This window comes from Actinomadura hibisca NBRC 15177 (assembly GCF_001552635.1).
GTDB lineage: Bacteria > Actinomycetota > Actinomycetes > Streptosporangiales > Streptosporangiaceae > Spirillospora > Spirillospora hibisca.
Map to the genome: position 1 here is coordinate 24,208 of NZ_BCRO01000079.1, position 25,700 is coordinate 49,907.

Here is a 25,700-nt window from a genome sequence, read left to right on the forward strand (position 1 = left end):
GGCGGCGGAACGCCGCCGCCCCGGACGGGGACCGGCGGGAGGCCGTCGAGAGACCGCCGGGGTCAGAGCCCGGCGGGGCTCAGTTCGGCCTCCCAGTCCACGAAGCGGCCGAGGCCGTCGAAGTGGGCGCGCGCGGAGCCGCCGCCGGGGAAGCCGATCTCGGTGACGCCGTCGCCCTCGCGGTAGGGCACGCGGTGGTGGCTGAGCAGCCGGGCCAGGGTGAGGCGCGGCTCGTGCGGGAAGAGGCTGACGGCGTTCATCAGCAGCCGGGGCACCGGGACCGGGTCCCAGGTGGCGGGCGGGGCCTGCGGGTCGTCCACGTGCAGGTAGGCCGAGCCGCCGTCGTACCCGGCGCCGATGTACCCGCCGCCGCCCAGCACGCCGCCGGCCGCCATCGCGATCAGCTCGCCGCCGTGCCCGGCCGGGCCCTCGTACCAGCCGAGGTCGACCTCGGGGGTGGTGAACTCGGGGATCTCCAGCCGCTCGCCCAGCGCGCGGATGCCCAGCGTCGGCCGCACCGCCGGGTGCTCGTCGCCGAACTGCGGGTTGGCCCAGCCCCACAACCAGGTGCGCTCGCGCGCCGCGTAGCTGCCCAGCAGCGACACCCGCACCGTGACGCCGCCGCTGGCGTAGCTGCGCGCGGTCAGGTCGGCGCTCCAGTCCTCGCGCGGCAGGAACTCCGCCAGCGTCTCCTGCTGCTGCAGGACGACCGCGGCGAGGGCTGCGCCGAGGCGCTCGAAGGCGGGCGAGAAACCGGACATGTCGCGCACATTATCCCAGGAATCGGACCGGACGGGGGCGGTAATCGGGCAGCCGGCGGATGTCGATCGGCTGACCTGGGCGGGCTAGGCTTCCGTTGTCAGGGGACACGCGAACGACGCCGCCGTCAAGGGCCGGCAAGAGGAGCGTACGAGGTGCGGGGACCGACCGGGAGGGACTTGCGAACCTGGGCGGTCACCAGCGCGGCGATCGCGCTGCTGGGCCCCTTCGCCGGCCTGCTGTGGGCGGCGGTCGCCCCGACGGTGCGCTACCTGGTGGTGCGCGGCGAGGCGCTGCCCGCCGACCCCGAGGGGCAGGGCCCGATCGGGATCGACGGCTGGTACGCGCTGATCTGCGCGGTCGCCGGGCTGCTCTGCGGCGCGCTGGCCTACTGGCGCGGCGGCCGCGGCAACGACGTGCCGCTGCTGCTGGGGCTGACCACCGGCGGTCTGGCCGCGGCGCTGCTGGCGGCCTACGTCGGCCACCGGGTCGGGCTGTCGGGGTTCGAGCGGTCGGTGGCCGCGGCCACCGACGGCGCGGGCGTCACCGGCGTCGCCGAGCTGCGCGCGCGGGGCCTGGCGGTGATCTGGCCGCTGCTGGCGGTGGGGCTCTACGGCGTGCTGGAGCTGCTGGTCAAGCGGCTACCCGCGGGCGATCGCCGCCGTCCCGGCGCCGGTGAGCCGCAGCAGGTCGGCGGGGGCGAGCTCGATCTGGAGGCCGCGCCGGCCGGCCGAGACGTAGACGGTGCCGAACGCTGAGGCCGACGCGTCCAGCACGGTCGGCAGCCGCCTGCGCTGCCCGAGCGGGCTGATGCCGCCGACGACGTAGCCGGTGGCGCGCTCGGCGTCGTGCGGGTCGGCCATGTGCGCCTTCTTGCCGCCGGCGGCCGCCGCGAGCGCCTTCAGATCCAGTGACGCCGATACCGGCACGATCCCGACGGTGAGCCGCCCGTCCACCTCGGCCAGCAGCGTCTTGAACAGCCGCTCGTGCGGCACGCCGAGGGCGTCGGCGGCGGCCCGGCCGTAGGACTCGGCGGCGGGATCCACCTCGTAGGCGTGCAGGGCGAAGTCGATCTTCGCCTTGGCGGCGGCGACGGTGGCGGGCGTGCCCTTGCCGCCCCGGCCGCCCGCCGCCTGCTTGGACCTGGCTGAGCTCATGTGCCCAGTGTGCCCAGGACGATCACCGGCCGCACCCGGTTTCGCGGGCGGGCGCGCCGGTCAGTTGGGCTGGAACGAGCCGTCCAGGAACTGCCCGGCCGGGACGGTGGGCAGCGCCTTCAGCAGCCGGTTCTCGCGGGCCAGCAGGCCGCACTCGGCGCGCAGCCGCAACGTGGCGTCCTCGGCGGCCAGCAGCCGCTGCTTGTCGTGGCCGTCCAGCACCATCGCGGAGGCGATCAGGTAGGACAGCCGCACCGGCTCGTCGGGCAGCTCCACCTCCTCGGCGGGCTGCCCGCCCACGGCCGCGATCCGCCGCCGGTACACCTGGTACAGCCCGCGCGCCCGCCGCGCGGCCGGGCCGGGGTCGGCGCCGGGGTCCTCGGGCAGCGGCTCGACCTCGCCGCGCAGGTAGGGCAGGGAGTCGTCCACGCCCTTGAGCCGGAACCGCCGGGACCCGACGGTGACGATGTCGTAGCGGCCGTCGGGGCGCTCGGCCGCCTCGTGCAGCTCGGCGACGCAGCCCACCTCGGCCAGCCGGGGCACCGGCTCCGGCCCGAGGTCGGGCGGAGCGCCGGCCTGGTGGCCCAGCTCGATGCCCACCACCCCGAACCGGCGCGGTCCGGGCCGGCCGAGCAGGTCGGCGGCCAGACGCAGGTAGCGGTCCTCGAACAGGTGCAGCGGCAGCACCAGGCCCGGGAACAGCACGGTGCCCAGCGGGAACAACGGCAGCCACTCGGTCACGCGAGGGTCCCCCGCTCCGTCCGGGGCGCCGGCGGGCGCGCCCTCGGCGCCAGCCTACGTCCGGCGGGTTGATCTTGGAAAGGTGAAATTCTCACAGTCTGAAGAGCGGCACCACCCGAACGGGGCAGGCGGGCCTGGTCACGGCTGACCAGATCGTCCGCGCGTTCGGGCCAGATCTCGCCGACCTGGGGAAACGGGCCGCCCGCGACCGCTACCGTCGGGTTCGACCCCGGAGGGTTCGCCCTCCGGAAAGAGTGTGGAGGCCGCCGACATGTGGCTCAACCTGTTCCTTCTCAGCGTGGCGAGCCTGGTGGTCGGATTCGTTCTCGGCTGGATCGTCGCGTGCCCGCGCCGCTGGGACGCCCACTTCGCCGACGAGCCCGCCGTTCCGCGCGATGACCTGCCGTCCTTCGGCCGGGTCACCGGCCGCGTCTGAGGCCACTACCCGCGATTGGACGTTCTCCGCCGGGCGGGCCGCCGCTAGCGTCGAGGCATGAGAATCCTCGTTGTCGACGCTTTCACCGACAGTCCGTTCGGCGGGAACCCCGCCGGGGTCTGCGTGCTGCCGGGCCCGGCCGACCCGGCGTGGATGCAGCAGGTCGCCGCCGAGGTGCGGCACTCCGAGACCGCCTTCGTCCGCCCGCTGGCCGACGGCCCCGACGCCGAAGCCGACCCCGACGCCGACTTCGAGCTGCGCTGGTTCACGCCGGTCACCGAGGTCGCGCTGTGCGGGCACGCCACCCTGGCGGCCGCCCACGCCCTGTACGAGACCGGCCTGGCCCCGTCCGAGCGGCCGATCCGGTTCCGGACGCTGCACAGCGGCGTGCTCACCGTGACGAACACGCCCGGCGGCTACCTGGAGGGCGGCCACCTGGAGATGGACTTCCCCGCCGTCCCGCCCGAGGAGACGTCCGCGCCCGAGGGCCTGGCCGAGGCGCTGGGCGCGCCGATCGGCTGGACCGGCCGCAACGCCCAGAACGACCTGGTGGTCGAGGTGGGCGACGAGGCCACCGTCCGCAAGCTCACCCCCGACATCAGGGCGCTGGGCGAGTTCGACGCGCGCGGCGTGGTCCCCACCGCCGCAGCGGGCCCCGGCAAGAACTACGACTTCGTCTCCCGCTTCTTCGGGGCGCGCATCCTGGAGGGCGACGGGGAGGACCCGGTGACCGGCTCGGCGCACTGCGCGCTGGCCCCCTACTGGGCGGCGAAGCTGGGCCGCGACGAGCTGACCGGCTACCAGGCGTCCGAGCGCGGCGGCCTGGTGCGCACGGTGCTGCGCGGCGACCGGGTGGTGCTGTCGGGCCAGGCCGTCACGGTGCTGGACGGCGAGCTGCGCGTGTGATCGAGGACGCCCCCGGCCCGCCGCCCGTTTCGTGTCGTGACCTGCCGCTGTGAGCTGCGCCGCACACGTCTCGGCACGTGAGATGATGCGCGGGGGGCCGGGGGCACTCCGTAGACTGGACGGGTGATCTCCCGTATCGACCTGCGCGGCTCGCTTCCCGGCGACCTGCGCTCCGTGCTGCCCCGCGCCGACTTCGACGTCGAGGCCGCCCTTGCGAAGGTGCGGCCCATCTGCGAGGACGTGCGCCATCGTGGCTCGGCGGCGGTCCGGGAGCACACCAGGAACTTCGACGGCGTGGAGCTGGACAGCACCCGCGTGCCCGTCGCCGCGATCGGCGAGGCGCTGGACGCCCTGGACCCGGCCGTCCGCGACGCGCTGGAGGAGAGCATCCGGCGCGCCCGCCTGGTCCACCGCGACCAGCGCCGCACCGACACCACCACCCGGGTCGTGCCCGGCGGCACCGTCACCGAGCGGTGGGTGCCGGTCGACCGCGTCGGCCTGTACGTGCCGGGCGGCAACGCCGTCTACCCCTCCAGCGTCGTGATGAACGTGGTGCCCGCGCAGGAGGCCGGGGTCGGCTCGCTGGCCGTCACCTCGCCCGCCCAGCGCGAGTTCGGCGGCCGCCCGCACCCGACGATCCTGGCGGCGTGCGCGCTGCTGGGCGTCGACGAGGTGTACGCCGCCGGGGGCGCGCAGGCCATCGCGATGTTCGCCTACGGCACCGACGAGTGCCCGCGCGCCGACCTGGTCACCGGCCCCGGCAACATCTACGTCGCCGCCGCCAAGCGGCTGCTCAAGGGCGTCATCGGCATCGACTCCGAGGCCGGGCCCACCGAGATCGCCATCCTGGCCGACGGCACCGCCGACCCGGTGCACCTGGCCGCCGACCTGATCAGCCAGGCCGAGCACGACACGCTGGCCGCCGCCGTCCTGGTCACCGACGCGCCCGCGCTGGCCGAGGCCGTGGCGGCCGAGCTGGCCGTCCAGGTGCCCCGCGCCAAGCACCACGAGCGGATCGCCGCCGCGCTCGCCGGACGCCAGTCGGGCATCGTGCTGGTGGACGACCTCGACGCCGGGCTCAGGGTCGTGGACGCCTACGCCGCCGAGCACCTGGAGATCCAGACCGCCGACGCCGCCGCCGTCGCGGCGCGGGTCCGCAACGCCGGGGCGGTGTTCGTCGGCCCGTACTCGCCGGTGTCGCTGGGCGACTACCTGGCCGGGTCCAACCACGTGCTGCCCACCGGTGGGTGCGCCTGCCACTCCTCGGGCCTGTCGGTCCAGTCGTTCCTGCGCGGCATCCACGTCGTCGAGTACGACCGGGCGGCGCTCGCCGAGGCCACCGGCCGCGTGGTCGTCCTGTCCGAGGCCGAGGACCTGCCCGCGCACGGCGCGGCCCTGAAGGCCCGCTTCGACTGGGAGGTGCCGTCGTGACCAGCGTGGACGACCTGCCCATCCGCGACGACCTGCGCGGCAGGAAGCCCTACGGCGCGCCGCAGCTGGATGTGCCCTACGCGCTCAACACCAACGAGAACCCCTACCCGCCGTCCGACCGGCTGGTGAAGGCGCTCGGCGAGGCCGTCATGGACGTGGCCGGGTCGCTCAACCGCTACCCCGACCGCGACGCGACCCTGCTGCGCGAGGACCTCGCCGCCTTCCTCAACGCCGACACGCCCGGCGTGGGCCTGACGGCGGCGCGGGTGTGGGCCGCCAACGGCTCCAACGAGATCATCCAGCAGATCCTCCAGGCGTTCGGCGGCCCCGGCCGCACCGCGCTCGGCTTCGAGCCGTCGTACTCGATGCACCCGGTGATCACCGAGGTGTCGGGCACCCGGTGGATCGACGCGCACCGCGACGCCGACTTCGGCCTGGAGCCGGAACGCGCCGTCGCGGCCGTCAAGGAGCACCGGCCCGACGTCGTGTTCCTCACCTCGCCCAACAACCCGACCGGCACCGCCCTGCCGCTCGCCTCCATCGAGGCGGTGTTGGACGCCGCGCCCGGCATGGTCGTGGTGGACGAGGCGTACGGCGAGTTCCGCCGCGAGGGCACGCCGTCGGCGCTGACCCTGCTGGCGGGCCACCCGCGGCTGATCGTCACCCGCACCATGTCCAAGGCGTTCGCGATGGCGGGCACCCGGCTCGGCTACCTGGCCGCCGACCCCGCCGTGCTCGACGCGCTGCTGCTGGTGCGGCTGCCCTACCACCTGTCGGCCGTCACGCAGGCGGTCGCGCGCACCGCGCTGTCGTTCCGCGAGGAGCTGCTGGGCGGCGTGGACGCGCTGCGCGCCGAGCGCGACGCGCTGGTGGCGTGGTTGCGCGGCGAGGGGTTCACCGTCGCCGACTCCGACGCCAACTTCGTGCTGTTCGGCACCTTCCCCGACCGCGGGCAGGTGTGGCAGAGCCTGCTGGTGCGCGGGGTGCTGATCCGCGAGGTGGGTCCGCCCGAGTGGTTGCGGGTCAGCGTCGGCACGCCGGAGGAGATGGCCGCATTCCGAGAAGCTTTGAAGGAGTCCGCATGAGTCGCGTAGGGAAGGTCGAGCGGGGGACGAAGGAGACCAGCGTGCTGGTCCAGATCGACCTGGACGGCACCGGCGAGGTCGACGTCGCCACCGGCGTCGGGTTCTTCGACCACATGCTGGCCCAGCTCGGCAAGCACGGGTCGTTCGACCTGACCGTCAAGACCAGCGGCGACCTGCACATCGACAGCCACCACACGATCGAGGACACCGCGATCGCGCTCGGCCAGGCGTTCCGGCAGGCCCTCGGCGACAAGGCGGGCATCCGCCGCTTCGCCGACGCCTCCATCCCGCTGGACGAGGCGCTCGCGCAGGTCACCGTGGACGTGTCGGGCCGCCCCTACCTGGTGCACACCGAGCCCGCCGGGATGGCCCCGATGATCGGCCCGGAGTACGACACGACGATGACCCGGCACGTGTTCGAGTCGTTCGTGTCCAACGCCCAGGTCGCGCTGCACGTCCACGTCCCCTATGGCCGCAACGCCCACCACATCGTGGAGGCGCAGTTCAAGGCGCTGGCGCGGGCGCTGCGCGACGCGGTCGCCTTCGACCCCAAGGTGCACGGCATCCCCTCCACCAAGGGGGCCCTGTAGCCGTGAACGTGGGCGGAATGGAGCTGTCCTACGTCAACGTCCTGCTGTTCGGGTTGGCGGTGTTCCTGCTGATGGGCGTGATCAGCTTCGTCAAGCAGGGGCTGAAGATCGCCGCGCTGGTGGTGCTGGTGCTGGCGGCGCTGGCGGCGGCCGGGGGAGTGATGTGGGCATGAGCCCGTCGATCGTCGTCCTGGACTACGGTTCGGGCAACCTGCGCTCGGCCGAGCGCGCCTTCGCCCGGCACGACGCCGACGTCACCGTCACCTCCGACTGGGACGCCGCGCTGGCGGCCGACGGCCTGGTGGTGCCGGGCGTCGGCGCGTTCGCCGCCTGCATGGCGGGGCTGCGGGAGATCCGCGGCGAGCAGATCATCGGCCGCCGCCTGGCCGGGGAGCGCCCCGTGCTCGGCATCTGCGTCGGCATGCAGATCCTGTTCGGCAAGGGCGTGGAGCACGGCGTCACCACCGAGGGCTGCGACGAGTGGCCCGGCACCGTCGAGCGCCTGGACGCGCCGGTCCTGCCGCACATGGGCTGGAACACCGTGGACGCGCCCGCCGAGACCGTGCTGTTCCGGGGCATGGACCCCGAGACCCGGTTCTACTTCGTGCACTCCTACGGGGTGCGGCGCTGGGAGCTGGAGCCCGACCCGGCCGGGAACATCAGGCCGCCGCTGGTCACCTGGGCCGAGCACGGCGACCGGTTCGTGGCCGCCGTCGAGAACGGCGCGCTGTGCGCCACGCAGTTCCATCCCGAGAAGTCCGGCGACGCCGGAGCGCAGCTCATCGAGAACTGGCTCAGCACCGTCGGTGAGTAAGGAAAGGGCCAGGAGGCGGGCCGAACGGGAGGCCGCGGCGGCGAAGGCCGCCGCAGAGCGGGCCGAACGCGACGCCCGCCTGGCCCGCCGCCGCGAGCGGCGCGAGCGCCTCACCGCGTGGGTGCCCAGGCCCGTCCGGTACCGGCGCGCGGGCGGCGTGCTCGCGCACAAGCGCCGCGTGCAGAACCGGCTGACGCTGGGCGTCTTCCTGGCGGTGCAGATCGCCGGCTGGTTCCTGCTGGCGACCTGGCCCGCCCGGCTGGCGCTGCTGGCGTTGTCGCTGTTCCTGGTCCCGGTGTTCGTCACCCTGGCCTTCGACCGCCGCCGCTGAGGCGGCCCGATCCGTCCGCCCTCTCCCTGGATAAGGTTTCGCCCATGACACTCACGCTCCTTCCCGCCGTTGACGTCGCCGACGGCCAGGCCGTGCGCCTGGTGCAGGGCGAGGCCGGCACCGAGACCTCCTACGGGGCGCCCCTGGAGGCGGCGCTCGCCTGGCAGAACGCGGGGGCGGAGTGGATCCACCTGGTGGACCTGGACGCGGCGTTCGGGCGCGGCTCCAACCGCGAGCTGCTGGCCGAGGTCACCGGCCGCCTGGACGTGGCCGTGGAGCTGTCGGGCGGCATCCGCGACGACGCCTCGCTGGAGGCCGCGCTCGCCACCGGCTGCCGCCGCGTCAACATCGGCACCGCCGCGCTGGAGGACCCCGAGTGGTGCCGCCGCATCATCGCCGAGTACGGCGACCGCATCGCGGTCGGCCTGGACGTGCGCGGCACCACGCTCGCCGCGCGCGGCTGGACCCGCGAGGGCGGCGACCTGTGGGAGGTGCTGGAGCGGCTGGAGCGCGACGGCTGCCCGCGCTACGTGGTCACCGACGTCACCAAGGACGGCACGCTGCGCGGCCCCAACACCGAGCTGCTGCGCGAGGTGTGCGGGCGCACCGCCAAGCCGGTGGTGGCCTCGGGCGGGGTGTCGTCGCTGGACGACCTGCGCGCCCTGGCCGAGCTGGTCCCGGCGGGCGTCGAGGGCGCCATCGTCGGCAAGGCCCTGTACGCCGGGGCGTTCACGCTCGAAGAGGCGCTGGCGGCCGTCAAGTGATCGAGCGCATCACCTCCGGCGGCCCCTGGGAGGACAAGTTCGGCTACTCCCGCGCGGTCCTGGCGGGCGACCTGGCGCTGGTCGCCGGGTGCACCGCGACCGTGGACGGGGAGGTCGTGCACCCGGGCGACGCGTTCGAGCAGACCCGCACCGCGTTCCAGGTCGGCCTGTGGTCGCTGGAGCGGCTCGGGCTGGGCCGCCAGGACGTGGTGCGCACCCGCATGTACGTCACCGACGCCGCGCACGCCGACGAGGTCGGCCGCGCGCACGGCGAGCTGTTCGGGGAGGTCCGCCCGGTCGCCACGATGGTGGTGGTGGCCGGGCTGATCGACCCGCGGATGCTGGTCGAGGTCGAGATCGAAGCCTATCGGGGGGAACTGTGACCGTCGCGGTCCGCGTGATCCCGTGCCTGGACGTGGACGCCGGGCGCGTGGTGAAGGGCGTCAACTTCCAGAACCTGCGCGACGCCGGCGACCCGGTGGAGCTCGCGCGCCGCTACGACGCCGAGGGCGCCGACGAGCTGACGTTCCTGGACATCACCGCCTCCAGCGGCGACCGCTCCACCACCTACGACGTGGTGCGCCGCACCGCCGAGCAGGTGTTCATCCCGCTGACGGTGGGCGGCGGCGTGCGCACCGTCGGGGACGTCAACACGCTGTTGCGCGCGGGCGCCGACAAGGTGTCGGTCAACACCGCCGCCATCGCCCGCCCGGAGTTCCTGCGCGAGGCCGCGCACCGGTTCGGGTCGCAGTGCGTGGTGTTGTCGGTGGACGCCCGCCGCGCGCCCGGCACGCCGTCGGGGTACGAGGTCACCACGCACGGCGGCCGCAAGGGCACCGGCCTCGACGCGATCGAGTGGGCACGGCGCGGCGAGGAGCTGGGCGTCGGCGAGATCCTGCTGAACTCCATGGACGCCGACGGCACCAAGAACGGCTTCGACCTGGAGATGTTGCGCCGGGTCCGCGCGGAGGTGGCGGTCCCGGTGATCGCCTCGGGCGGCGCGGGCGCGCTGGAGCACTTCGTCCCGGCCGTCGCGGCGGGCGCCGACGCGGTGCTGGCCGCCAGCGTCTTCCACTTCGGCGAGCTGAAGATCTCCGACGTGAAGGACACGCTGCGCGCGGCCGAGTACCCGGTGCGATGACCGTCGCGCTCGCCACCTTCGCCGCCTTCCCCGAGGGCTCCGACGACGTGGTCGCGCTGCGCGCGGCCCTCGCCGGCCTCGGGGTGGCGGCGGTCCCGGCGATCTGGGACGACCCGGACATCGACTGGGCCGCCTTCGACCTGGTCGTGGTGCGCTCCACCTGGGACTACACCGACCGGCGCGCGGAGTTCCTGGCGTGGGCGGACGGCGTCCCGCGCCTGCTCAACGACGCCGCCGTGCTGCGCTGGAACACCGACAAGCGCTACCTGCGCGACCTCGCCGGGGCGGGCGTGCCGGTCGTGCCGACGTTGTGGGACCCGCCGGACCCGCCCGCCGACTGGCCCGAGTACGTGATCAAGCCCGCGGTGTCGTCCGGGTCGCGCGACACCGCCCGCTGGCGCGCGGGCGAGGAGGACCGGGCCCGCGAGCACCTGCGCGCGCTGCTGTCGGCGGGCCGCACCGCGATGGTGCAGCCGTACCTGTCGGCGATCGACACCGCCGGGGAGACCGCGCTGCTGTTCTGCGACCGCGAGTTCAGCCACGCGGCCCGCAAGGCCCCGATCCTCGCGGCGGGCACCGGCGTCCTGGACGCCCCGAACGGCGGCCAGATCACCGCGGCGTCTGCGACGCCCGAGCAGCTCGCCGTGGCGCACCGCGCGCTGGAGGCCGTCTCCGGCGACCTGCTGTACGCGCGCGTGGACCTGGTGCCGGACCCGGACGGCTCCCCGGTCCTGATGGAGCTGGAGCTGACCGAACCGGCCCTGTTCCTGGAGCACGCCCCCGGCTCCGCCGCACGCTTCGCGGAGGCCATCGCCGAGCGGTTGTGAGCCGCGCGGCTACTCCACGTCGGATTCGGGGTCGGGCACGGTCTTCTTCGGCGACGCCTCCACGATCGGCAGCAGCACCGCCGAGGGGTGGTCGGGGTCGTGGAAGAGCTCCTGGTCGGCCGCGACCATCGTGCGGGCGGTCAGCAGGGGCTCGCCGGTGCCGGGGTTGGCGGCGACCTTGGGGTAGGCGCCGCTGGCGACGTGCACCCGCACGCGGTGGCCGCGCCGGAAGCGGTGCGCGGTCGGCCACAGGTCGATCGCGACGCGGCGCACGCCCTCGGTGCCCACCGGCTTGTCGGCGAGGGGCCTATCCGGGTTGATGCGGAGGCCGCCTTCGCAGACGTTGCGGGAGGTGCCGTCCGGTGACACGTCCAGCAGCCGCACGACGAAGTCGGTGTGCTCGCGGCTCGACCGCACGAACAGGTCGGCGTACACCGGGCCGATCACGTCCAGGTCGTCCTTGAGGACCGGCGAGGAGAACACCAGCACGTCGTCGCGCGTCTCCAGCGGCCGGTTGTCCACCGGCTTGGAGCTGCCCAGGAGCGTCGGGCCGCCGAGCGCGGGGGTGGGGCGGGCCGGGTCGAAGCGGTAGGTGCTGGGCTCGTGGTCCTGCGGCCCGTCCTCGCCCAGTCCGCCGCCCGCGTGCAGGTGCCAGCGCTCCTGCCGCATGCCGGGCGGCGGCCAGTCGTCGTAGTCGCGCCACTCGCGCGCGCCCACCACGTACAGCCGCACCGGGTGCTCGCGCAGGCCCGACGGGTCGCCGCGCAGGTGCGCGCGGAACCACGCCAGCGACTCGCGGAACGACACCAGCCCGTGCCGCGCGTCGGTGTGCCACCACGGCCCGACCGTCAGGTACGGCCGCCGCCCGGCCGCGCGCAGCGCCAGGTAGTCCTTCAGTTCCCACGGCAGGAAGATGTCGAACCAGCCGCCCAGGAATGTCACCGGCGCCTCGATCCCGCCGACCGAGGCGCTGAAGTCGCGGGTGTTCCAGTAGTCGCCGCCGGGCTCGTGGTTGGCCAGCAGGTCCTGGTAGAAGCGCATCGGCGCGCCGCCGGTCAGCATGTCCAGCTCCGCCAGCGGACGCCCGGACCGGGCCGCGCGCAGCGCCCGCCGCCGCGACAGCAGCGGCGCGGTGAGCATGCCGAGGGGCTGCTGCTGGCGGCTGGTCAGGTCGGTCCACGACAGCGTGGACTCCAGCGCGAACGAGCCGCCCACGTACGCGGCGTCGCGGAACGAGGAGGCGGTGATCTGCATCGCCATCGCCTTCAGCTCGGGCGCGGCCTCGGCGGCCAGCGCCCACGCCGAGTACCCGAGGTAGCTGGCGCCGTAGGTGGCGAACGTGCCGCCGAACCACGGCTGCTTCCGCAGCCACTCCACGGTGGCGACGCCGTCGTCGCGCTCGCTGCCCAGCGGGTCGAACTCGCCGCCGGACCCGAACGTGCCGCGCGCGCTCTGCACCACGAGCTGGAACCCGAACGGCACGAACGGCAGCCCGTTCAGCACCGAGGCGGGGCCGCGCCGCCCGTAGGGGGTGCGCACGAGGATGGTCGGCGGCGGGCGGCGGACGCCCACCGGGACGTAGCGGTCGGCGAGCAGCGTGACGCCGTCCGCCATGGGCACCGGCAGGTCGCGCTGCACGGTGTAGCGGGGGAGTCGGAGGGGCGCGGCGGGCAGGAGGTCCCTGAGGGCCATGCGTTCTCCAGCAGGCCGTACGAACCTGGCGGGGGCGGGTTTCCGTCGGCCGGATCGGGGGCTACTGACTGGTAACGGTAGCCGGTGAATCCGCCGACGGCATCCCGCCAGGTCAGCGGGGCGCGATCAGCGCGTTCCGGTCAGCAGCTCCCACGGGTCGCCGTCCAGCGCGCCGAGCTCGGCGGCCCAGGCGTGCTCGTCGCCGTACTCCTCGCGCCACGACCACAACCGCAGCGTGGTCCGGTGCAGCGGGTGCTCGGCGGTGACGCCGATCGCGCCGTGCACCTGGTGCGCGATCGCAGCGACCTCGCCCGCCGCGCGCGACGCGTTGGCCTTGGCGGAGGCGACCGCGACGGGATCGTCCGGCGTCCGGACGGCCGCGCGTACCGCGACGTCGGCGACGACGACCTCACCAGCCATCTCCGCGAGCAGGTGCTGCACGGCCTGGAAGCGCCCGATCGGGCGGCCGAACTGCTCGCGCTCGCCCGCGTACGCCACGGCCAGCTCCAGCGCGCGCCGCATCGCCCCGGTGAGCTGCACGGCCCGCGCGAGCGCGCCCCAGCGCCGCAGCTCGGCGGGCGTCACGGGGCAGGGCGCGACGGCTTCGGCCGCGTCGAACACCAGATCATCGCGGGGCTCGCCCGCCAGATTCGCGCCCTCGGTGACCTGCGCGGGATCGAGGATCGCCACCGACCCGTCGGCGAGCACGACGCACCGCGCCGCCCGTCCCCAGGGGACACGGCGCAGCGGGCCGCCCGACGGGCCGTGCGCGACGGTCAGCGGCCCGGACGGCACCGGCAGCCCGGCGGCGGCCAGCAGCCGTCCGGCCAGCCATCCGGTCTCGGCCAGCGGCACCGGCGCGCCGTGGTACCCGGCCGCGCGCAGCAGCACGGCGGCGTCCTCCAGCGTGCCGCCGCTGCCGCCCGCCTCCTCGGGCACGCCCACCAGCGTCAGCCCGGCGTCCTCCAGCGCGGGCCACGGGTCGGGCGCGGCCATGATCTGGTGCGCGGTCTCCTCCAGCAGCTCGCTCATCACCGCACCCCCAGGCCGCGCGCCACGATGCCGCGCAGGATCTCGTTCGTGCCGCCGCGCAGCGTGAACCCCGGCGTCTGCGCCACCGCCTCGGCCAGCGCCCGCGCCAGGGGATCGGCCGAGCCGGGGTCGGGCTCGACCGCCGTGTGCCGCCGCACCGTCTCGACGACCTCGCGCTCGAACCGGGTTCCGAGATCCTTCACCAGGGCCGCCGGGAGGTCGGGCGTGCGGCCCTGGGCCAGCGCCCCGGCCACGCCCAGCGACGCTTGCCGCAGCGCCCACAGTCGCGCCAGTAGGCCGCCGACGGCGTTCCGGGCACCGGCTTCGTCGGCGCGCTCGGCCAGCAGGCGGATCAGCAGGAACGTGCTGAGCAGGCGTTCGGGGCCACTGCGCTCGTAGGCCAGCTCGGCGGTGACCTGCCGCCAGCCGTCGCCGATCTGGCCCAGCACCATGGCGTCAGGGACGAAAGCGCCGTCGAACACGACCTCGTTGAAGTGGTGCCCGCCCGTCATCGCGAGGATCGGCCGCACCGTGACGCCCTCGGCAGGCAGCGGCACGATGAACTGGCTCAGACCCGCGTGCCGATCGTCCCCAGCAGAGGCGCTGCGCGCCAGCACCAAAATCGCGTGCGCCAGGTGAGCGCCGCTCGTCCACACCTTGGTGCCGTGCAGCCGCCATCCACCCGGCACACGCTCGGCGCGCGTGCGGACCGACGCCAGGTCAGACCCCGAATCGGGCTCGCTCATCCCGATCGCGAAGAAGCACTCGCCGCGCGCGATCGCGGGCAGGAACTCCTGCCGCTGCTCCTCGGTCCCGTTGGCCAGGATGCTCGGCCCGACCTGCCGGTCGGAGATCCAGTGCGCGCCCACCGGTGCTCCGGCGGCCAGCAGCTCTTCGATCACCACGAACCGCTCCAGCGGCGACCGCCCGTGCCCGCCGTACCGCGCGGGCAGCGTCATGCCGAGCCAGCCCTGCTCGCCGAGGCGGCGGCTGAAGGCGGGGTCGGCGCCGGTGAGCCAGCAGTCGCAGCGCGGCGTGAACGGCTCGTCCGCGAGGAACCCCCGGACCCGTGCGCGCAGCGCGGCGGTCTCGGGCGGCAGGGTCCCCGGGTCCAGATCCGGCAACGTCGCCACATGCGCCTCCTTGAGATCCGCAGGTGAGGTTACCGGGACGGCGGCGCGCCCCGGTCAGTGACCCCTTACCGGATCGGACGACCCTGGCGGACGCCGGGCGGGTCTGTCATCGTGACGCCAGAAGAGCCGCGATCTCCTGGGGGACCAGCATGTGGGCCGCACCGCCGCACGCACCGCCGAGGGGAGGCCCGAGCGCGGGCTGGTACAGCGTCCCGGCCGTCCTGGTGACGGCGGTGGTGATCTGGACGGTGCTGTTCGTCGCGGGGAACGTCGACGACCTGAACGCGGCGGGCGGCCCCTCCGCCACCGGCGACTCCGAGTCGGGCGTGGTCGTGCGCCTGGCCGGTGGACACGGCTACTTCCTGTACGTCGGCCGCAACGCGCCCGCGCCCACCTCCTGCGCGGTGGACGCCGACGGGACGCGGGCCCAGGTCGCCCTGACCCGCAAGAACTCCTGGAGCGCGAGCGCCGAGACGGGCCGCCGCTACACCGCGACGTTCCAGGCGCCCGTGACCGGCGAGGCCCGCCTGACCTGCCAGGGCACCCGCGGCCGGATGCTGGTGAAGCCGGACGACACGGTCGCGGGCTACCTCGGCCTGACGATCATGGGCGGCGCGGGGGCGCTGGTGCTGGCGGGCGTGGTGTGGGCGGTGGTCTTCGTCCGCCGCAACAACGCCCGACGCCGCACCACCGCCCCGCCCACGGGCTACCCGCCGGGCCCGTCGTACCCCTACGCCTGACCCGCCCCCACCGGCGAGCCCGGCCCACACGTCCGGCCCGGCGTCCAGCCGTCCCGGTGGCCGGTGCAGGTCATGATCGCGGCGCCGCGCCCGGTAAGAGATCATTTACCTTGATCATGTGACCTCCCCTCCCGGCGCGGCGCACCACCCCCGGCCGCCGTTCCCGCCCCGGCGCAACGGCCTGGCCACCGCCGCCTTCGTGCTCGGCGTGCTCGGCTTCCTCACCTGCGCTCTCACCTCGCTGTTCGCGGTCGTCTTCGGGCACGTCGCCGCCGCGCAGACCCGCAGGAGCGGCGAGCTGGGCCGCGGCACGGCCCAGGCCGGGGCGGTGCTGGGCTGGCTGGGGATCCTGCTCGGGCCCGTGTTGTGGCTCTTCCTCCTCGCCGCCACCGGCGCCGGGGACGCCCTCGCGGAGTGGATCAACGAGCAGGGCACCGGCTGACGGTCAGGAGGCGGCGTCCTTGGCCAGGTGGCGGCCGATCACCATGCGCTGGATCTGGTTGGTGCCCTCGAAGATCTGCATCACCTTGGCCTCGCGCATGTAGCGCTCCACCGGGAAGTCGCGGGTGTAGCCGTAGCCGCCCAGGACCTGCACGGCGTCCACGGTCACCTTCATCGCCGCGTCGGTGGCCACCAGCTTGGCGATCGACGCCTGGCGGCCGAACGGCAGGCCGCGGTCCTTGCGGCGGGCCGCCTCCAGGTAGGTCGCGCGGGCCGACTCGACCGCCGCCGCCATGTCGGCCAGCAGGAACGACAGGCCCTGGTTGGCGATGATCGGGCGGCCGAACTGCTCGCGCTGGGCGGCGTAGGACACCGCGTGGTCCAGCGCGCCCTGGGCGAGGCCGACCGCGCAGGCGGCGATGCCGAGGCGGCCCGAGTCCAGCGCCGACAGCGCGATCGGGAAGCCCTGGCCCTCGGTGCCCAGCCGCCGGGCGGCGGGCACCCGCGCGTCGTCGAAGACCAGCTGGGCGGTGGTGGAGCCGGTCAGGCCCATCTTGCGCTCGGGCGCGCCGAACGACAGCCCGTCCATGCGGCCGTCGGTCAGGAAGCAGGAGATGCCGCGGCCGCCGTCGTCGGAGGTGCGGGCGAACAGCACGTAGAAGTCGGCCTCGCCGCCGTGGGTGATCCACATCTTGGTGCCGTTGACGCGGTAGTGCTCGCCCTCGGCGGTCGCGCGGGTGGTCAGCGCGCCCGCGTCCGAGCCCGCCTGCGCCTCCGACAGCGCGTATCCGCCGAGCAGCTCGCCGCCCAGCATCTCGGGCAGGCGCTCGCGCTGCCCGGCCGAGCCGAACGCCGCCAGCGGGTAGCACGACAGGGTGTGCACGCTGACGCCCACGGCCACCGACGCCCACACCGACGCGATCTCCTCCAGCACCTGGAGGTAGACCTCGTAGGGCTGCCCGCCGCCGCCGTCCTGCTCGGGGTAGGGCAGGCCGAGCAGCCCGGCGCGGCCGAGCAGGCGGAACACCTCGCGCGGGAAGTCGGCGGCCTCCTCGGCGGGGGCGGCGCGGGGGACGAGCTCCTTGCGGACCAGCTCGCGGGTCAGCGCGATGAGGTCCTCGGCTTCGGGGGTGGGAAGCATACGTTCAGCGGGCATGCCCCCATCTTGGCGGATCAGCCCGCCAGCTCGCGCTCCAGAGGGGTGCGAAAGCGGGGCGTGACCCGCACGTCACCCATCCAGGCGGCGATGCGGGCGGCCTCGGCGTCGATCGCGGCGGCCGCGTCCGCGCCCACGTCCTCCAGCAGCCGGACGGCGACCTCGCCGTCGGCGCGCTGGGCCCAGCCGCCGACGATCCGGCCCTCCCACCACACCGTGGGGCCGATGTTGCCGTTGCGGTCGAACAGCGCGGGCCCGTGGTCGCCGAGGAACCAGCCGCGCTCCCGCCAGCCCATCGGGGTGGGGTCGAGGGCCGGCAGCAGCGCCGCCCACGGCCCGGCGTCGGGGACGGGCTCCAGGTCGTCGGCCAGCACCAGGCCGGTGCCGCCGCCCTCCAGCTCGACTTCGGCGACCTCCAGCAGGGCGAGGGCCTTGCGGACCTCGCCCAGGGTCCAGCCCGTCCACCACTTCAGGTCCGAGATCGGGGCCGGGCCGAACGAGTGCAGCCAGGACCGGACCAGGTCGGCGCGGGCCTGGTCCGCCGGGACCTGCGGGACGCCGTCGGGCAACCACGCCTCGATCGGGGTCCACCTGTACTGGCTGCTGATCCACGACCCGTTGGGGCGGCCCCGAACGATCAGGCCCTCGCAGCCCAGCGTCACCAGCACCCAGGTCGTGATGCTGACGGGCTTGGAGTAGGACTTGCCGGGGGCCGGGTTCACCTTCGTGCGCAGCCGGGGCTCGGCGGCGCTGAGTTGCGCGCCGGTCGCCTCGCCGAGGTCGAGCAGGACGCGGTGGGTGTCCTTCTCGACCGCGCGCCACCACGACTCCACGTCGGGGATCGACCCCTCCTGCTCCAGGAACCGGGAGTAGGTGCGGCGCTGCTTGGCGGCCAGCGCGTCGGCGCAGGACGCCTGGAGCACCGGCACCAGCTCGGTGGGCGCCACGAACATGGTGCGGCGCATCGCCAGCATCCGCAGCAGCGTGCGGTCGTCGTACAGGGCCCGCTCGACGTCGGCGGGCGCGGCCGTCGCGGTGCGCGCGGCGACCGACAGGAACACCGTGGCCGGGTCGGTGGCGTGCAGGACGGTCAGGGACCGGGCGACGGCGGCGACGTCGCCGGTGCGGGCGGCCGGGGCCAGCCGGTGGCGGGACGCCAGCCGGGCCCGTCGCTGCGCCGTGCTGATGAGGGGCATGGGCGCAGCCTAGGACCCGGCACCGACAGTTCCGGGGCCGGCCGGTTCCGGGTCAGCCGCTGTGGGAGATCTTGACGACGACGTTCTCCTTGGTGACGGAGGTGACGTCGACGTTGAAGCCGTCGGCCTGCTGCTCGGCCTCCAGCGGCACCGACACCTGCTGGCCGCCGATCCTGAGGTTGACGGTGTCGCCCTGCACGCCCACCAGCTCGACCTTGGCGCCCAGGATGTTGGCGCTGGCGTTCACGCCGCGGTCGAAGGTGATGGTGCAGGAGTTGACCGAGCAGTCGGTCGAGGTGTTCTCCCCGCCGCACGCCGCGGCGGCGCCGAGCGGCAGCAGGAGCAGCGGGAGCGCTCGGGCGGAGCGGGCCAGGGTCCGGCGGGAAGTGGTGATCATGTCGTCGAGTCTACGAAGCGGGTACGGGCTGTTTCGTCCTCTTCGGGGGTGAACCGCGGCGGCCCGGAGTGGTACCCCGTGATGATCCTGGGGCGCGGCCGGAACCACGCGCGCCCGCGCCGCGTCGAAACGCGGTCATCCGCCGTGGTGGGCGCCGTTCATGACCTCCCCGCCCAGGTCCTGGCGCAACGCCTGGAGGGTCTGTGGAGCGCCGACCGCGACCCAGCGGGTGCCCACCAGGTACGAGCCGCCCCACGGCTTGGCCTCCTCCAGCCACGCCCGCTGTCCCTGGTCGGTGCTGAACCCGACCAGCGTGTAACGGCCCTCGCCGGTCCGGCAGGCGCCCTGGCGCAGCTCGTCGGCGGCGCGCTTGCCGGTCAGCGTGCAGCCGGTCCTGGCCGCGAGCTGCTCGATGGTCGCCGGTGCGGCGGCCTTGCCGCCGCCGTGGCCCGGGTGGGACGCCTCGCCGGACGCGCCGGTGCAGCCGGCCGCCAGGGGCACGAGCAGCGCGGCCCCGCCCAGCAGTGCCGTCCGGCCGAAGTGGTGCAGCAGTCCCATGATCGCCCGTCCTCCTACGCAGGATGCGAGATGCGGTTCGACGGGCAGTACGCGGCCGGCGGGCCGGGGGTTCAGCGGCGGGCCGGGCGGGGGAGCGCGGGGACGCGGCGCGTCAGATCATGCGCGCGGCGGCGGTGGCGCGGATTCCGGGCTCTTCGGCGGCGTCGTGGTGCAGCCGTTGCAGGCGGGTCCGGGTCTCCTGGGTGAGCGGGGCGAGCTGGACGGCGATCTCGCGCACCCCCTCCTCGCAGTCCCACAGGCCCTCCACGGTGAAGGACTCGGCGGTGTGCGGGGCGGTGCGGGTCAGCGCGGTCAGCACGCGCGGGCGCAGGTAGGCGTAGGTGGATTCGGTCCAGGCGGTCTTCAGCAGCGGGACGGCCTCGCCCGCGCGCAACCGGCCCAGCCCTTCGATGGGCCCGGCGGACTCGCCCCAGGCGCGGCGGGCCACGGCGTCGTCCAGGGTCCGCATCAGCAGCGGTATGTCCTGGCGTGTGCCGTGTCTGGCCAGGATGCGCAATCCCATGTCGGCGCAACCGCCCTGCGAGGCGGCCCATTCGCGGGCGCGCGGGAGCGTCTCCGGGCCGCCGAACTCGCGCAGGGCACGGCGGACCACGCCGCCCCAGCGACTGTCGGCGCGCTGCGGCAGCACCTCCTCGGCCAGGTCGAGAAGGCCGGGGGAGCGGCGTCTGCCCAGCTCGAAGATCGCGGAGACGGCGCCCTCGTCGCCGCGCCGGGCCAGCTCCAGCAGCTCGTCCTCGGTGCGGGCGGGACGTTCGGCGGCCGGGCCGGGCCGCCGCAACCGTCCGGCGGGCCGTCGCCGCTCCAGCGCCGCCGCGACGCGCGGCTGCCGGTCCGCCCAGCTCTCGATCACCGGATTGTGCGGCCCGGCCACCAGGTGGTCCAGCTCCGCCTCGTCGCAGCGCGCCGCCGCCAGCCGGTCCAGGCCGATGGTCAGGGCGGGGTCGCGCAGGGCCACGAGCTCGTCCAGGGCGTCGAACCAGTGCGTGCCCTCCTCGGTGTACCCGCGCAGCACCTCGGCCGCCTCGCGGCGGCTCAGCCGCACCAGGTCGGCCAGCACCGCCAGCGGCAGCGCCGAACGCCACCCGTCGGGATCGGTGAGGTCGTCCGGATCGAACAGGAACTCGGCCAGCGGCCCGGTCGGCAGCTCCAGGTCGACCATCAGGCGCGCGTAATACAGCGCCCGGTCCTCGCACTGCCGGTCCCAGCGTGGATCGCGGAGCACGCAGTCGTACACGTACTCCCCGGCGCCCCTTCGATCGGCCGCGCGGCGCGCGGCCCGGCCCAGACCTCGCTGCAACTGTCCGTGCAGCGTGCTCGATGCTTCCAACACGACCTCATGGCTGTTCACCCCAGCAGAATGCGCAGCAGACCAGATATCGGGCAAGTGCTTTAGCGGCGGCACCGCCCTCAGATCGTGCGCTGGGCGATCCACGACTCGTGCAGGCCCGCGTAGACGCCGGGCTCGGCGACCAGCGCGGCGTGCGGCCCGCGCTGCACAATCCGGCCCGCGTCGAACACGATCACCTCGTCGGCGGCCTCGGCCGTGGACATCCGGTGCGCGATCGAGATGGCGGTGCGGCCCCGCGTCACCCCGTCCAGCGCCCGCTGGAGGCGCACCTCGGTGGCCGGGTCGACCGCCGAGGTGGCCTCGTCCAGCACCAGCAGGTCGGGGTCGGCGATGTAGGCGCGGGCCAGCGCCACCAGCTGCCGCTCGCCCGCCGACAACGACTCGCCGCGCTGCCCGACCGGCGTGGCCAGCCCGCGCGGCAGGCCCTCCAGCCAGTCGGCGAGCCCCAGCTCGGTCAGCGCCAGCTCCAGGTCCTCGTCGGTGGCGTCCTGCCTGCCGTAGCGGATGTTGTCGGCCAGCGAGGCGTCGAACAGGAACCCGTCCTGCGGCACCATCACGATCCGCTCGCGCAGCGACGAGAACCGCACCCGGTCCAGCGGCACGCCGTCCACCAGCACCCGGCCGGTGGTGGGGTCCATGAGCCGGGTCAGCAGCTTGGCGAAGGTCGTCTTGCCCGAGCCGGTCTCGCCGACGATCGCGATCCGGGTGCGCGGCGCGATCTCCACGTCCACCCCGTGCAGCACCGGCGGCCCGCCCGGGTAGGCGAACCCGACGCCCTCGAACCGCACCTCGATCGGGCCGCGCGGCAACGTCTCGCCCCGCTCGCCGGGGTCGGCCACGTCGGGCTCGGTGTCCAGCACGCCCAGCACGCGCCGCCACCCGGCGATCGCGTTCTGCGCCTCGTTCAGCACCTCGGTGGCGGTCTGCATGGGGCTGACGAACAGCGTCACCAGGAACAGGAACGCCACCAGCTCGCCGGCCGTCAGGTGCCCGCCCACGCCCAGCAGCGTGCCCGCGACCACCACGGCGGCGGTCGCGAGGGCCGCGACCAGCTCGCTGACCGGGAACGTCATCGCCACCAGGCCCTGCGCGCGGGTCTGCGCCCGCCGGGTCGCCGCGACGGTCTCGTCCACCTTGCGCGCGGTGCGCTCCTCCGCCCCGTAGGCGCGGATCACCGACGCGCCCACCACCGACTCGCTGACGGCCGCCAGCAGGTCGCCGGTGCGCTCGCGGACCCGCGTGTAGGCCCCCGAGACCAGCCGCTGGAACCGGCGCAGCGCCAGCGCCAGCGGCACGAACGCCGCCCACACCAGCAGCGCCAGTGGCCAGGAGTACACCGCCATCAGCACGCTGGCCACCACCAGCTGGCCCAGCGAGATGATGATCATCAGCCCGCCCCACTGCATGAACTGGCTGATCTGGTCCACGTCGCCGGTCACCCGCGACACCAGCGCGCCGCGCCGCTCGCCGCTCTGGGTGAGCATGGACAGGTCGTGCACGTGCCGGAACGCCCTGACCCGCAGCGCGGCCAGGCCCGTCTCGGTGGTCCGGTACAGCCGCACGTTCATCGCGTACGCGCTCACCGCGGTGATCAGCACCACCACCGCGCACAGCAGCACCGCGGTGCGGATGAACCCGATGTCGGGCCCGTGCGCGCCGGTCACGCCCCGGTCGATGGTCTGCTGCACCGCGATCGGCACCACCACCCGGCCCGCCGTCGCGACCAGCGCCAGCAGCAGCGTGCCCGCCAGCCCCGCCCGGAACTCCGGGGACAGCCGCAGGCCCCGGCGCAGGGTGCTGACCGCGCCCTCGCCGATGGAAGTCTCGCTCAGCGCCGTCACTTCAGCACCCCGTCCTCTACTCCGCCCTCGATGTCGCCGGTCCCGCCCGGTTCCAGCGCCTCCTGCTCGGCCTCGGCCCGCTCGTAGGCGTTCACGAGGTTGCGGTAGCCGGTCGAGCGGACCAGCAGCTCGGCGTGCGTCCCGCGGTCGGAGACCCGGCCGTGCTCCAGGTAGACCACCTCGTCGGCCAGCGCGATCGTCGCCTTGCGGTAGGCCACCACGATCACCGTCGCGCCGGTGCGGTCGCCGGACCGCCCGTCCTGTCCGACTTGCCTGGACTGCCCGGCGCGCAGCGCCGCCAGGATGCGGGCCTCGACCTGCGGGTCCACCGCCGACGTCGCGTCGTCCATCACCAGCAGCCGGGGCCGCCGCACCAGGGCCCGCGCCAGCGCCAGCCGCTGCCGCTGGCCGCCCGACAACGTCGCGCCGCGCTCGCCGACCTGGGTGTCCAGGCCGTCGGCCAGCGCCGCCACGAACCCGTCGGCCTGCGCCAGCCGCAACGCCTCCCAGACCCGCTCGTCGGGCAGGTCGGCGCCCAGCGTGATGTTGCCGCGCACGGTGTCGTCGAACAGGAACGTCTGCTGCGGCACCAGCGCGGCGGTGTCGGCGACGCCGCCCGCCCGCAGGTCCCGCACGTCGACACCGTCCAGCAGCACCGTGCCCTCGGCCGGGTCCACCAGCCGCACCAGCAGCGAGGTCAGCGTGGACTTGCCCGAGCCGGTCGGGCCGACGATCGCGATCGTGCGGCCCGCCCCGGCGTCGAACGACACCTCGTGCAGCACGTCCCCGGGCTCCACGTCCTCGCCCTCGTCCTCGGCCGATTCGTAGCCGAACCGCACCGCCCGCACCTCCAGCGACGCCGCCGCGTCCCCGCCGGGCTCGGCCGCGCCGTAGGGCAGCGACCCGCCCGCGTCCAGCACGCCCCGGACCCGCCGCCAGCCCACGACGCTGCGCGGCACCTCGGCCAGCACCCAGCCCAGCGCGCGGATCGGCCAGGCCAGCAGGGTGAACAGGTACGCCACGTTCACCAGGTCCCCGGCGCTCATCGCGCCCGCCTGCAACCGCAACGACCCGATCAGCAGGACCGCCAGCACGCCCAGGCTGGGCAGCGCCTCCAGCACCGGGTCGAACAGCCCGCGCACCCGGCCCACCTGGATGTTCGCGTCGCGCAGCGCGTCGGCCGCCTCCTCGAACCGCTCGGTCTCGGCCTGCTCGCGGCCCAGCGTCTTGACGACCAGGCCGCCCTCGAAGCTCTCGTGCGCGACCTCGCTGACCTCGGCGCGCAGCTGCTGCGCCCGCGTCGCCACCGGCGCCAGCCTGCGCTGGTACACCACGTTCAGCAGGGCGATCGCCGGGAACACCAGGAATCCCACCACCGCCACCGTGACGTCGGTCAGCACGATCGACACCGCCGCGATGACCAGCATGAACACCACGCCCACCGCCATCGGCAGCGGCGCGATCGGCGCCCAGGACGCCTCCACGTCGGCGTTGGCGTTGGACAACAGCTGCCCGGTGGGGTGCCGGTGGTGCCAGGCCAGCGGCAGCCGCAGGTACTGCCGGGTCACCGCGCGCCGGTACTCGGCCTGCATCCGGTACTGCATCAGCCCCGCGTAGAAGCGGCGGCCCGCCACGCCCAGCGCCTTCAGGGCCGCCACCCCGATGATCAGCGCCGCCGCGCCCGCCAGCGCGCCCGCCGTGGTGCGCCCGGACCGGAACGCCGGGAGCATCACGTGCTCGGTCGCCCAGCCCAGCACCTGCGCGGTGCCGACCGTCATCAGCGCGTACAGGGCGCTGGCCAGCACCGACAGCGCGAACACCCGGGGCTCGGCCTTGATCGCGACCCACAACACCGCCATCCCCTCCCGGAGGATGCGCGGATTGACGCGGGGGGCTCCTGGTGGCACGGCACGACTCCTTCAAGCACGGTGAGGCCCGGGGGTGGCGCCCCCGCGTGGCGGACACGTGGCGGACGGCGGGGGCTGCGGGCCTGCACATGCCTACCATCCGGCGGGTGCGGTTATTCCCTTGCGGCCAGGCATGCCTTACCTCTGGCCAGCCGGGACCCGGCCGCGCCCGCCTCCGGACCGACCCCGGACCGACCCCAGGCCGACCCCTGCCCGACCCCTGCCCGACTCTGCCGCGCGCTTGGGACGCCCCGCCGAGGGGACGATCCGGCCGAGACGCGCGCCGCTCTCCGTCGTGTCCGGAATGCCGCCCTCGGCAGAGGCGTTACGACGGGATTGGCAGCGGCCTACGAGTTGTCACCGCGCGCCCTTCACACCGTTGACAAAAGTGCCAACGCCGTCGGGATTGTTTGTGCGCCTTAGTGGGCAACGGAGCGCACCTTCGGAGCGGGAGCGCAGGTCACCGCCGTGGACACGAGGGGAAAGGCCGACTCTGCGGATAAGAATTGCCCGTTTTGTCCCGGGAAGGATTATGTTCTCCGCCAGGTCGACGTGTCCCCGGCCCCTGCGGGCACGCCCCCGCAAGGCGGGGCGCGCGCCCCGCCACGCCATGGGCGCGGGGGCCGGACGACCGTCGCACGGCTCAGGATCATGGCCGCCACCGCGGGTGTCAAGACCCTGACCGAGAACGGTTGGAACCTTTAACGAGCGGGTAACGACCTGGTTCGCCAAGGGGTGAATCGCAAGGGTTGCGGCACCTCCGCATTACGCGGAACCGGTGATACGGTGGGGTCGTCGGTTGCAGTCGTGGTTCTCGATCGTTTGGTTGGACGCCCGCGAACTGATGGCAGCGGGCGTTTTGGCTTTTCCGGGACCTGCCGGCGGCGAGAGCGTTCCGCAGCGACCGCGCCGGGTCCACGAGGTGTGGGCCCACGTTTTGCCGCAAGGAGAAAGACATGCCCCAGCAGGGCACCGTGAAGTGGTTCAACGCCGAAAAGGGCTTCGGGTTCATCGCCGTGGACGGCGGCGGGCCGGACGTCTTCGTGCACTACTCGGCGATCCAGTCCTCCGGCTACCGCACCCTGGACGAGAACCAGCGGGTTCAGTTCGAGGTGACGCAGGGTAACCGTGGCCCGCAGGCCGACCAGGTCGTCCCCCTGTAACACCGCAGTCGTACGTCAGGGCCCGCGTCCCGGGAGGGATGCGGGCCCTTTCGTTTTCTCCCCCCGTACGATGCGCCGCGCCCGGCTTCCGGA

Annotated in this window: 29 protein-coding genes; 16 read left to right on the top strand and 13 right to left on the bottom strand. The window is 74.4% G+C overall.

Going from position 1 to position 25,700, the window contains the following annotated elements; all coding sequences use genetic code 11:
• Positions 1 to 62 precede the first annotated feature (62 nt).
• The gene (locus AH6_RS31935) at positions 63 to 761 is read right to left on the bottom strand and encodes a DUF6882 domain-containing protein (RefSeq protein ID WP_067487638.1); all 699 of its coding nucleotides are present in this window, start codon (positions 759 to 761) and stop codon (positions 63 to 65) included.
• A 177-nt stretch (positions 762 to 938) separates the two neighbouring features.
• Here AH6_RS31935 and AH6_RS44295 point away from each other — a divergent pair, with 177 nt between their 5' ends.
• Positions 939 to 1,517, top strand: coding sequence for a hypothetical protein (locus AH6_RS44295; protein ID WP_157431853.1), 579 nt, complete (start codon positions 939 to 941; stop codon positions 1,515 to 1,517).
• On the opposite strand, the gene ybaK is transcribed toward AH6_RS44295, so the two are convergent.
• The gene (ybaK, locus tag AH6_RS31940; protein WP_067487640.1) at positions 1,401 to 1,916 is read right to left on the bottom strand and encodes a Cys-tRNA(Pro) deacylase; all 516 of its coding nucleotides are present in this window, start codon (positions 1,914 to 1,916) and stop codon (positions 1,401 to 1,403) included. The two genes, AH6_RS44295 and ybaK, sit on opposite strands and share 117 nt — an antisense overlap.
• A gap of 60 nt (positions 1,917 to 1,976) precedes the next feature.
• Positions 1,977 to 2,657 carry an LON peptidase substrate-binding domain-containing protein gene (locus AH6_RS31945; protein WP_067487642.1) on the bottom strand — a complete coding sequence of 227 codons (681 nt, stop codon included), beginning with the start codon at positions 2,655 to 2,657 and terminating at the stop codon, positions 1,977 to 1,979.
• A 271-nt stretch (positions 2,658 to 2,928) separates the two neighbouring features.
• Here AH6_RS31945 and AH6_RS31950 point away from each other — a divergent pair, with 271 nt between their 5' ends.
• From AH6_RS31950 to AH6_RS32000, 12 genes are all read left to right on the top strand, one after another.
• Positions 2,929 to 3,093, top strand: coding sequence for a hypothetical protein (locus AH6_RS31950; RefSeq protein ID WP_157431854.1), 165 nt, complete (start codon positions 2,929 to 2,931; stop codon positions 3,091 to 3,093).
• Between the two features lie 57 nt (positions 3,094 to 3,150).
• Complete coding sequence (locus AH6_RS31955) at positions 3,151 to 3,999, top strand: PhzF family phenazine biosynthesis protein (protein ID WP_067487646.1); 849 nt, start codon at positions 3,151 to 3,153, stop codon at positions 3,997 to 3,999.
• A gap of 123 nt (positions 4,000 to 4,122) precedes the next feature.
• On the top strand, positions 4,123 to 5,430 hold the full coding sequence (gene hisD, locus AH6_RS31960; protein ID WP_067487648.1) for a histidinol dehydrogenase: 1,308 nt from the start codon (positions 4,123 to 4,125) through the stop codon (positions 5,428 to 5,430).
• Positions 5,427 to 6,515, top strand: a complete 1,089-nt coding sequence (locus tag AH6_RS31965; protein WP_067487649.1) for a histidinol-phosphate transaminase — start codon at positions 5,427 to 5,429, stop codon at positions 6,513 to 6,515. The genes hisD and AH6_RS31965 overlap by 4 nt, the downstream gene beginning before the upstream one ends.
• Positions 6,512 to 7,105, top strand: coding sequence for an imidazoleglycerol-phosphate dehydratase HisB (gene hisB / locus AH6_RS31970; RefSeq protein WP_067487651.1), 594 nt, complete (start codon positions 6,512 to 6,514; stop codon positions 7,103 to 7,105). The genes AH6_RS31965 and hisB overlap by 4 nt, the downstream gene beginning before the upstream one ends.
• A gap of 2 nt (positions 7,106 to 7,107) precedes the next feature.
• Complete coding sequence (locus tag AH6_RS44870; protein WP_169807950.1) at positions 7,108 to 7,278, top strand: CG2302 family histidine operon protein; 171 nt, start codon at positions 7,108 to 7,110, stop codon at positions 7,276 to 7,278.
• On the top strand, positions 7,275 to 7,919 hold the full coding sequence (gene hisH / locus AH6_RS31975; protein WP_067487653.1) for an imidazole glycerol phosphate synthase subunit HisH: 645 nt from the start codon (positions 7,275 to 7,277) through the stop codon (positions 7,917 to 7,919). The genes AH6_RS44870 and hisH overlap by 4 nt, the downstream gene beginning before the upstream one ends.
• Entirely contained in the window at positions 7,912 to 8,250 is a 339-nt protein-coding gene (locus AH6_RS31980) for a hypothetical protein (RefSeq protein ID WP_067487655.1), read from the top strand. Before hisH ends, AH6_RS31980 begins: the two co-directional genes overlap by 8 nt.
• Positions 8,251 to 8,294: 44 nt before the next feature.
• The gene (priA, locus tag AH6_RS31985) at positions 8,295 to 9,014 is read left to right on the top strand and encodes a bifunctional 1-(5-phosphoribosyl)-5-((5-phosphoribosylamino)methylideneamino)imidazole-4-carboxamide isomerase/phosphoribosylanthranilate isomerase PriA (RefSeq protein ID WP_067487657.1); all 720 of its coding nucleotides are present in this window, start codon (positions 8,295 to 8,297) and stop codon (positions 9,012 to 9,014) included.
• A complete protein-coding gene (locus tag AH6_RS31990) occupies positions 9,011 to 9,397 on the top strand; it encodes a RidA family protein (RefSeq protein WP_067487660.1) in 387 nt (128 codons plus the stop codon). Before priA ends, AH6_RS31990 begins: the two co-directional genes overlap by 4 nt.
• The gene (gene hisF, locus AH6_RS31995; RefSeq protein ID WP_067487662.1) at positions 9,394 to 10,155 is read left to right on the top strand and encodes an imidazole glycerol phosphate synthase subunit HisF; all 762 of its coding nucleotides are present in this window, start codon (positions 9,394 to 9,396) and stop codon (positions 10,153 to 10,155) included. The genes AH6_RS31990 and hisF overlap by 4 nt, the downstream gene beginning before the upstream one ends.
• Positions 10,152 to 10,982, top strand: coding sequence for an ATP-grasp domain-containing protein (locus AH6_RS32000; RefSeq protein ID WP_067487668.1), 831 nt, complete (start codon positions 10,152 to 10,154; stop codon positions 10,980 to 10,982). Before hisF ends, AH6_RS32000 begins: the two co-directional genes overlap by 4 nt.
• A gap of 9 nt (positions 10,983 to 10,991) precedes the next feature.
• Here the strand turns inward: AH6_RS32000 and AH6_RS32005 are convergent, their stop codons facing one another.
• The 3 genes from AH6_RS32005 to AH6_RS32015 all read right to left on the bottom strand — a co-directional run bounded on the left by AH6_RS32005 (position 10,992) and on the right by AH6_RS32015 (position 14,839).
• Complete coding sequence (locus AH6_RS32005; RefSeq protein WP_067487670.1) at positions 10,992 to 12,674, bottom strand: CocE/NonD family hydrolase; 1,683 nt, start codon at positions 12,672 to 12,674, stop codon at positions 10,992 to 10,994.
• Between the two features lie 126 nt (positions 12,675 to 12,800).
• Complete coding sequence (locus AH6_RS32010) at positions 12,801 to 13,706, bottom strand: acyl-CoA dehydrogenase family protein (protein WP_067487672.1); 906 nt, start codon at positions 13,704 to 13,706, stop codon at positions 12,801 to 12,803.
• Positions 13,706 to 14,839, bottom strand: a complete 1,134-nt coding sequence (locus AH6_RS32015) for an acyl-CoA dehydrogenase family protein (protein ID WP_067487674.1) — start codon at positions 14,837 to 14,839, stop codon at positions 13,706 to 13,708. Before AH6_RS32015 ends, AH6_RS32010 begins: the two co-directional genes overlap by 1 nt.
• A 149-nt stretch (positions 14,840 to 14,988) precedes the next feature.
• Between AH6_RS32015 and AH6_RS32020 the strand changes: the two genes are divergently transcribed.
• Together AH6_RS32020 and AH6_RS32025 are read left to right on the top strand one after the other, a co-directional pair.
• Positions 14,989 to 15,579, top strand: a complete 591-nt coding sequence (locus tag AH6_RS32020; RefSeq protein WP_157431855.1) for a hypothetical protein — start codon at positions 14,989 to 14,991, stop codon at positions 15,577 to 15,579.
• Between the two features lie 118 nt (positions 15,580 to 15,697).
• On the top strand, positions 15,698 to 16,021 hold the full coding sequence (locus AH6_RS32025; RefSeq protein WP_067487678.1) for a DUF4190 domain-containing protein: 324 nt from the start codon (positions 15,698 to 15,700) through the stop codon (positions 16,019 to 16,021).
• 3 nt (positions 16,022 to 16,024) lie between these two features.
• Here AH6_RS32025 and AH6_RS32030 read toward each other — a convergent pair whose 3' ends face one another.
• From AH6_RS32030 to AH6_RS32060, 7 genes are all read right to left on the bottom strand, one after another.
• Entirely contained in the window at positions 16,025 to 17,176 is a 1,152-nt protein-coding gene (locus AH6_RS32030; protein WP_067487680.1) for an acyl-CoA dehydrogenase family protein, read from the bottom strand.
• A 17-nt stretch (positions 17,177 to 17,193) separates the two neighbouring features.
• Entirely contained in the window at positions 17,194 to 18,372 is a 1,179-nt protein-coding gene (locus tag AH6_RS32035; protein WP_067487682.1) for a winged helix DNA-binding domain-containing protein, read from the bottom strand.
• A gap of 52 nt (positions 18,373 to 18,424) precedes the next feature.
• Positions 18,425 to 18,769 (bottom strand): hypothetical protein, encoded by a 345-nt coding sequence (locus AH6_RS32040; RefSeq protein WP_083983676.1) that lies wholly within the window; start codon positions 18,767 to 18,769, stop codon positions 18,425 to 18,427.
• A gap of 135 nt (positions 18,770 to 18,904) precedes the next feature.
• Positions 18,905 to 19,327, bottom strand: coding sequence for a hypothetical protein (locus AH6_RS32045; RefSeq protein WP_067487684.1), 423 nt, complete (start codon positions 19,325 to 19,327; stop codon positions 18,905 to 18,907).
• Between the two features lie 112 nt (positions 19,328 to 19,439).
• On the bottom strand, positions 19,440 to 20,696 hold the full coding sequence (locus AH6_RS32050) for a hypothetical protein (protein WP_245679553.1): 1,257 nt from the start codon (positions 20,694 to 20,696) through the stop codon (positions 19,440 to 19,442).
• 59 nt (positions 20,697 to 20,755) lie between these two features.
• On the bottom strand, positions 20,756 to 22,537 hold the full coding sequence (locus AH6_RS32055; RefSeq protein ID WP_067487688.1) for an ABC transporter ATP-binding protein: 1,782 nt from the start codon (positions 22,535 to 22,537) through the stop codon (positions 20,756 to 20,758).
• The gene (locus AH6_RS32060) at positions 22,534 to 24,396 is read right to left on the bottom strand and encodes an ABC transporter ATP-binding protein (protein ID WP_067487690.1); all 1,863 of its coding nucleotides are present in this window, start codon (positions 24,394 to 24,396) and stop codon (positions 22,534 to 22,536) included. The genes AH6_RS32055 and AH6_RS32060 overlap by 4 nt, the downstream gene beginning before the upstream one ends.
• A gap of 1,004 nt (positions 24,397 to 25,400) precedes the next feature.
• On the opposite strand from AH6_RS32060, the gene AH6_RS32065 reads away from it, so the two are divergent.
• Complete coding sequence (locus AH6_RS32065; protein WP_018657218.1) at positions 25,401 to 25,607, top strand: cold-shock protein; 207 nt, start codon at positions 25,401 to 25,403, stop codon at positions 25,605 to 25,607.
• Positions 25,608 to 25,700 lie beyond the last annotated feature (93 nt).

Coding starts and splice junctions, on each gene's coding strand:
- AH6_RS31935 (WP_067487638.1), bottom strand. CDS start 761: ATGTCCGGTTTCTCGCCCGCCTTCGAGCGCCTCGGCGCAGCCCTCGCC.
- ybaK (WP_067487640.1), bottom strand. CDS start 1,916: ATGAGCTCAGCCAGGTCCAAGCAGGCGGCGGGCGGCCGGGGCGGCAAG.
- AH6_RS31950 (WP_157431854.1), top strand. CDS start 2,929: ATGTGGCTCAACCTGTTCCTTCTCAGCGTGGCGAGCCTGGTGGTCGGA.
- AH6_RS31955 (WP_067487646.1), top strand. CDS start 3,151: ATGAGAATCCTCGTTGTCGACGCTTTCACCGACAGTCCGTTCGGCGGG.
- hisB (WP_067487651.1), top strand. CDS start 6,512: ATGAGTCGCGTAGGGAAGGTCGAGCGGGGGACGAAGGAGACCAGCGTG.
- hisH (WP_067487653.1), top strand. CDS start 7,275: ATGAGCCCGTCGATCGTCGTCCTGGACTACGGTTCGGGCAACCTGCGC.
- priA (WP_067487657.1), top strand. CDS start 8,295: ATGACACTCACGCTCCTTCCCGCCGTTGACGTCGCCGACGGCCAGGCC.
- AH6_RS32000 (WP_067487668.1), top strand. CDS start 10,152: ATGACCGTCGCGCTCGCCACCTTCGCCGCCTTCCCCGAGGGCTCCGAC.
- AH6_RS32005 (WP_067487670.1), bottom strand. CDS start 12,674: ATGGCCCTCAGGGACCTCCTGCCCGCCGCGCCCCTCCGACTCCCCCGC.
- AH6_RS32010 (WP_067487672.1), bottom strand. CDS start 13,706: ATGAGCGAGCTGCTGGAGGAGACCGCGCACCAGATCATGGCCGCGCCC.
- AH6_RS32020 (WP_157431855.1), top strand. CDS start 14,989: ATGTGGGCCGCACCGCCGCACGCACCGCCGAGGGGAGGCCCGAGCGCG.
- AH6_RS32030 (WP_067487680.1), bottom strand. CDS start 17,176: ATGCCCGCTGAACGTATGCTTCCCACCCCCGAAGCCGAGGACCTCATC.
- AH6_RS32035 (WP_067487682.1), bottom strand. CDS start 18,372: ATGCCCCTCATCAGCACGGCGCAGCGACGGGCCCGGCTGGCGTCCCGC.
- AH6_RS32040 (WP_083983676.1), bottom strand. CDS start 18,769: ATGATCACCACTTCCCGCCGGACCCTGGCCCGCTCCGCCCGAGCGCTC.
- AH6_RS32045 (WP_067487684.1), bottom strand. CDS start 19,327: ATGGGACTGCTGCACCACTTCGGCCGGACGGCACTGCTGGGCGGGGCC.
- AH6_RS32060 (WP_067487690.1), bottom strand. CDS start 24,396: ATGGCGGTGTTGTGGGTCGCGATCAAGGCCGAGCCCCGGGTGTTCGCG.
- AH6_RS32065 (WP_018657218.1), top strand. CDS start 25,401: ATGCCCCAGCAGGGCACCGTGAAGTGGTTCAACGCCGAAAAGGGCTTC.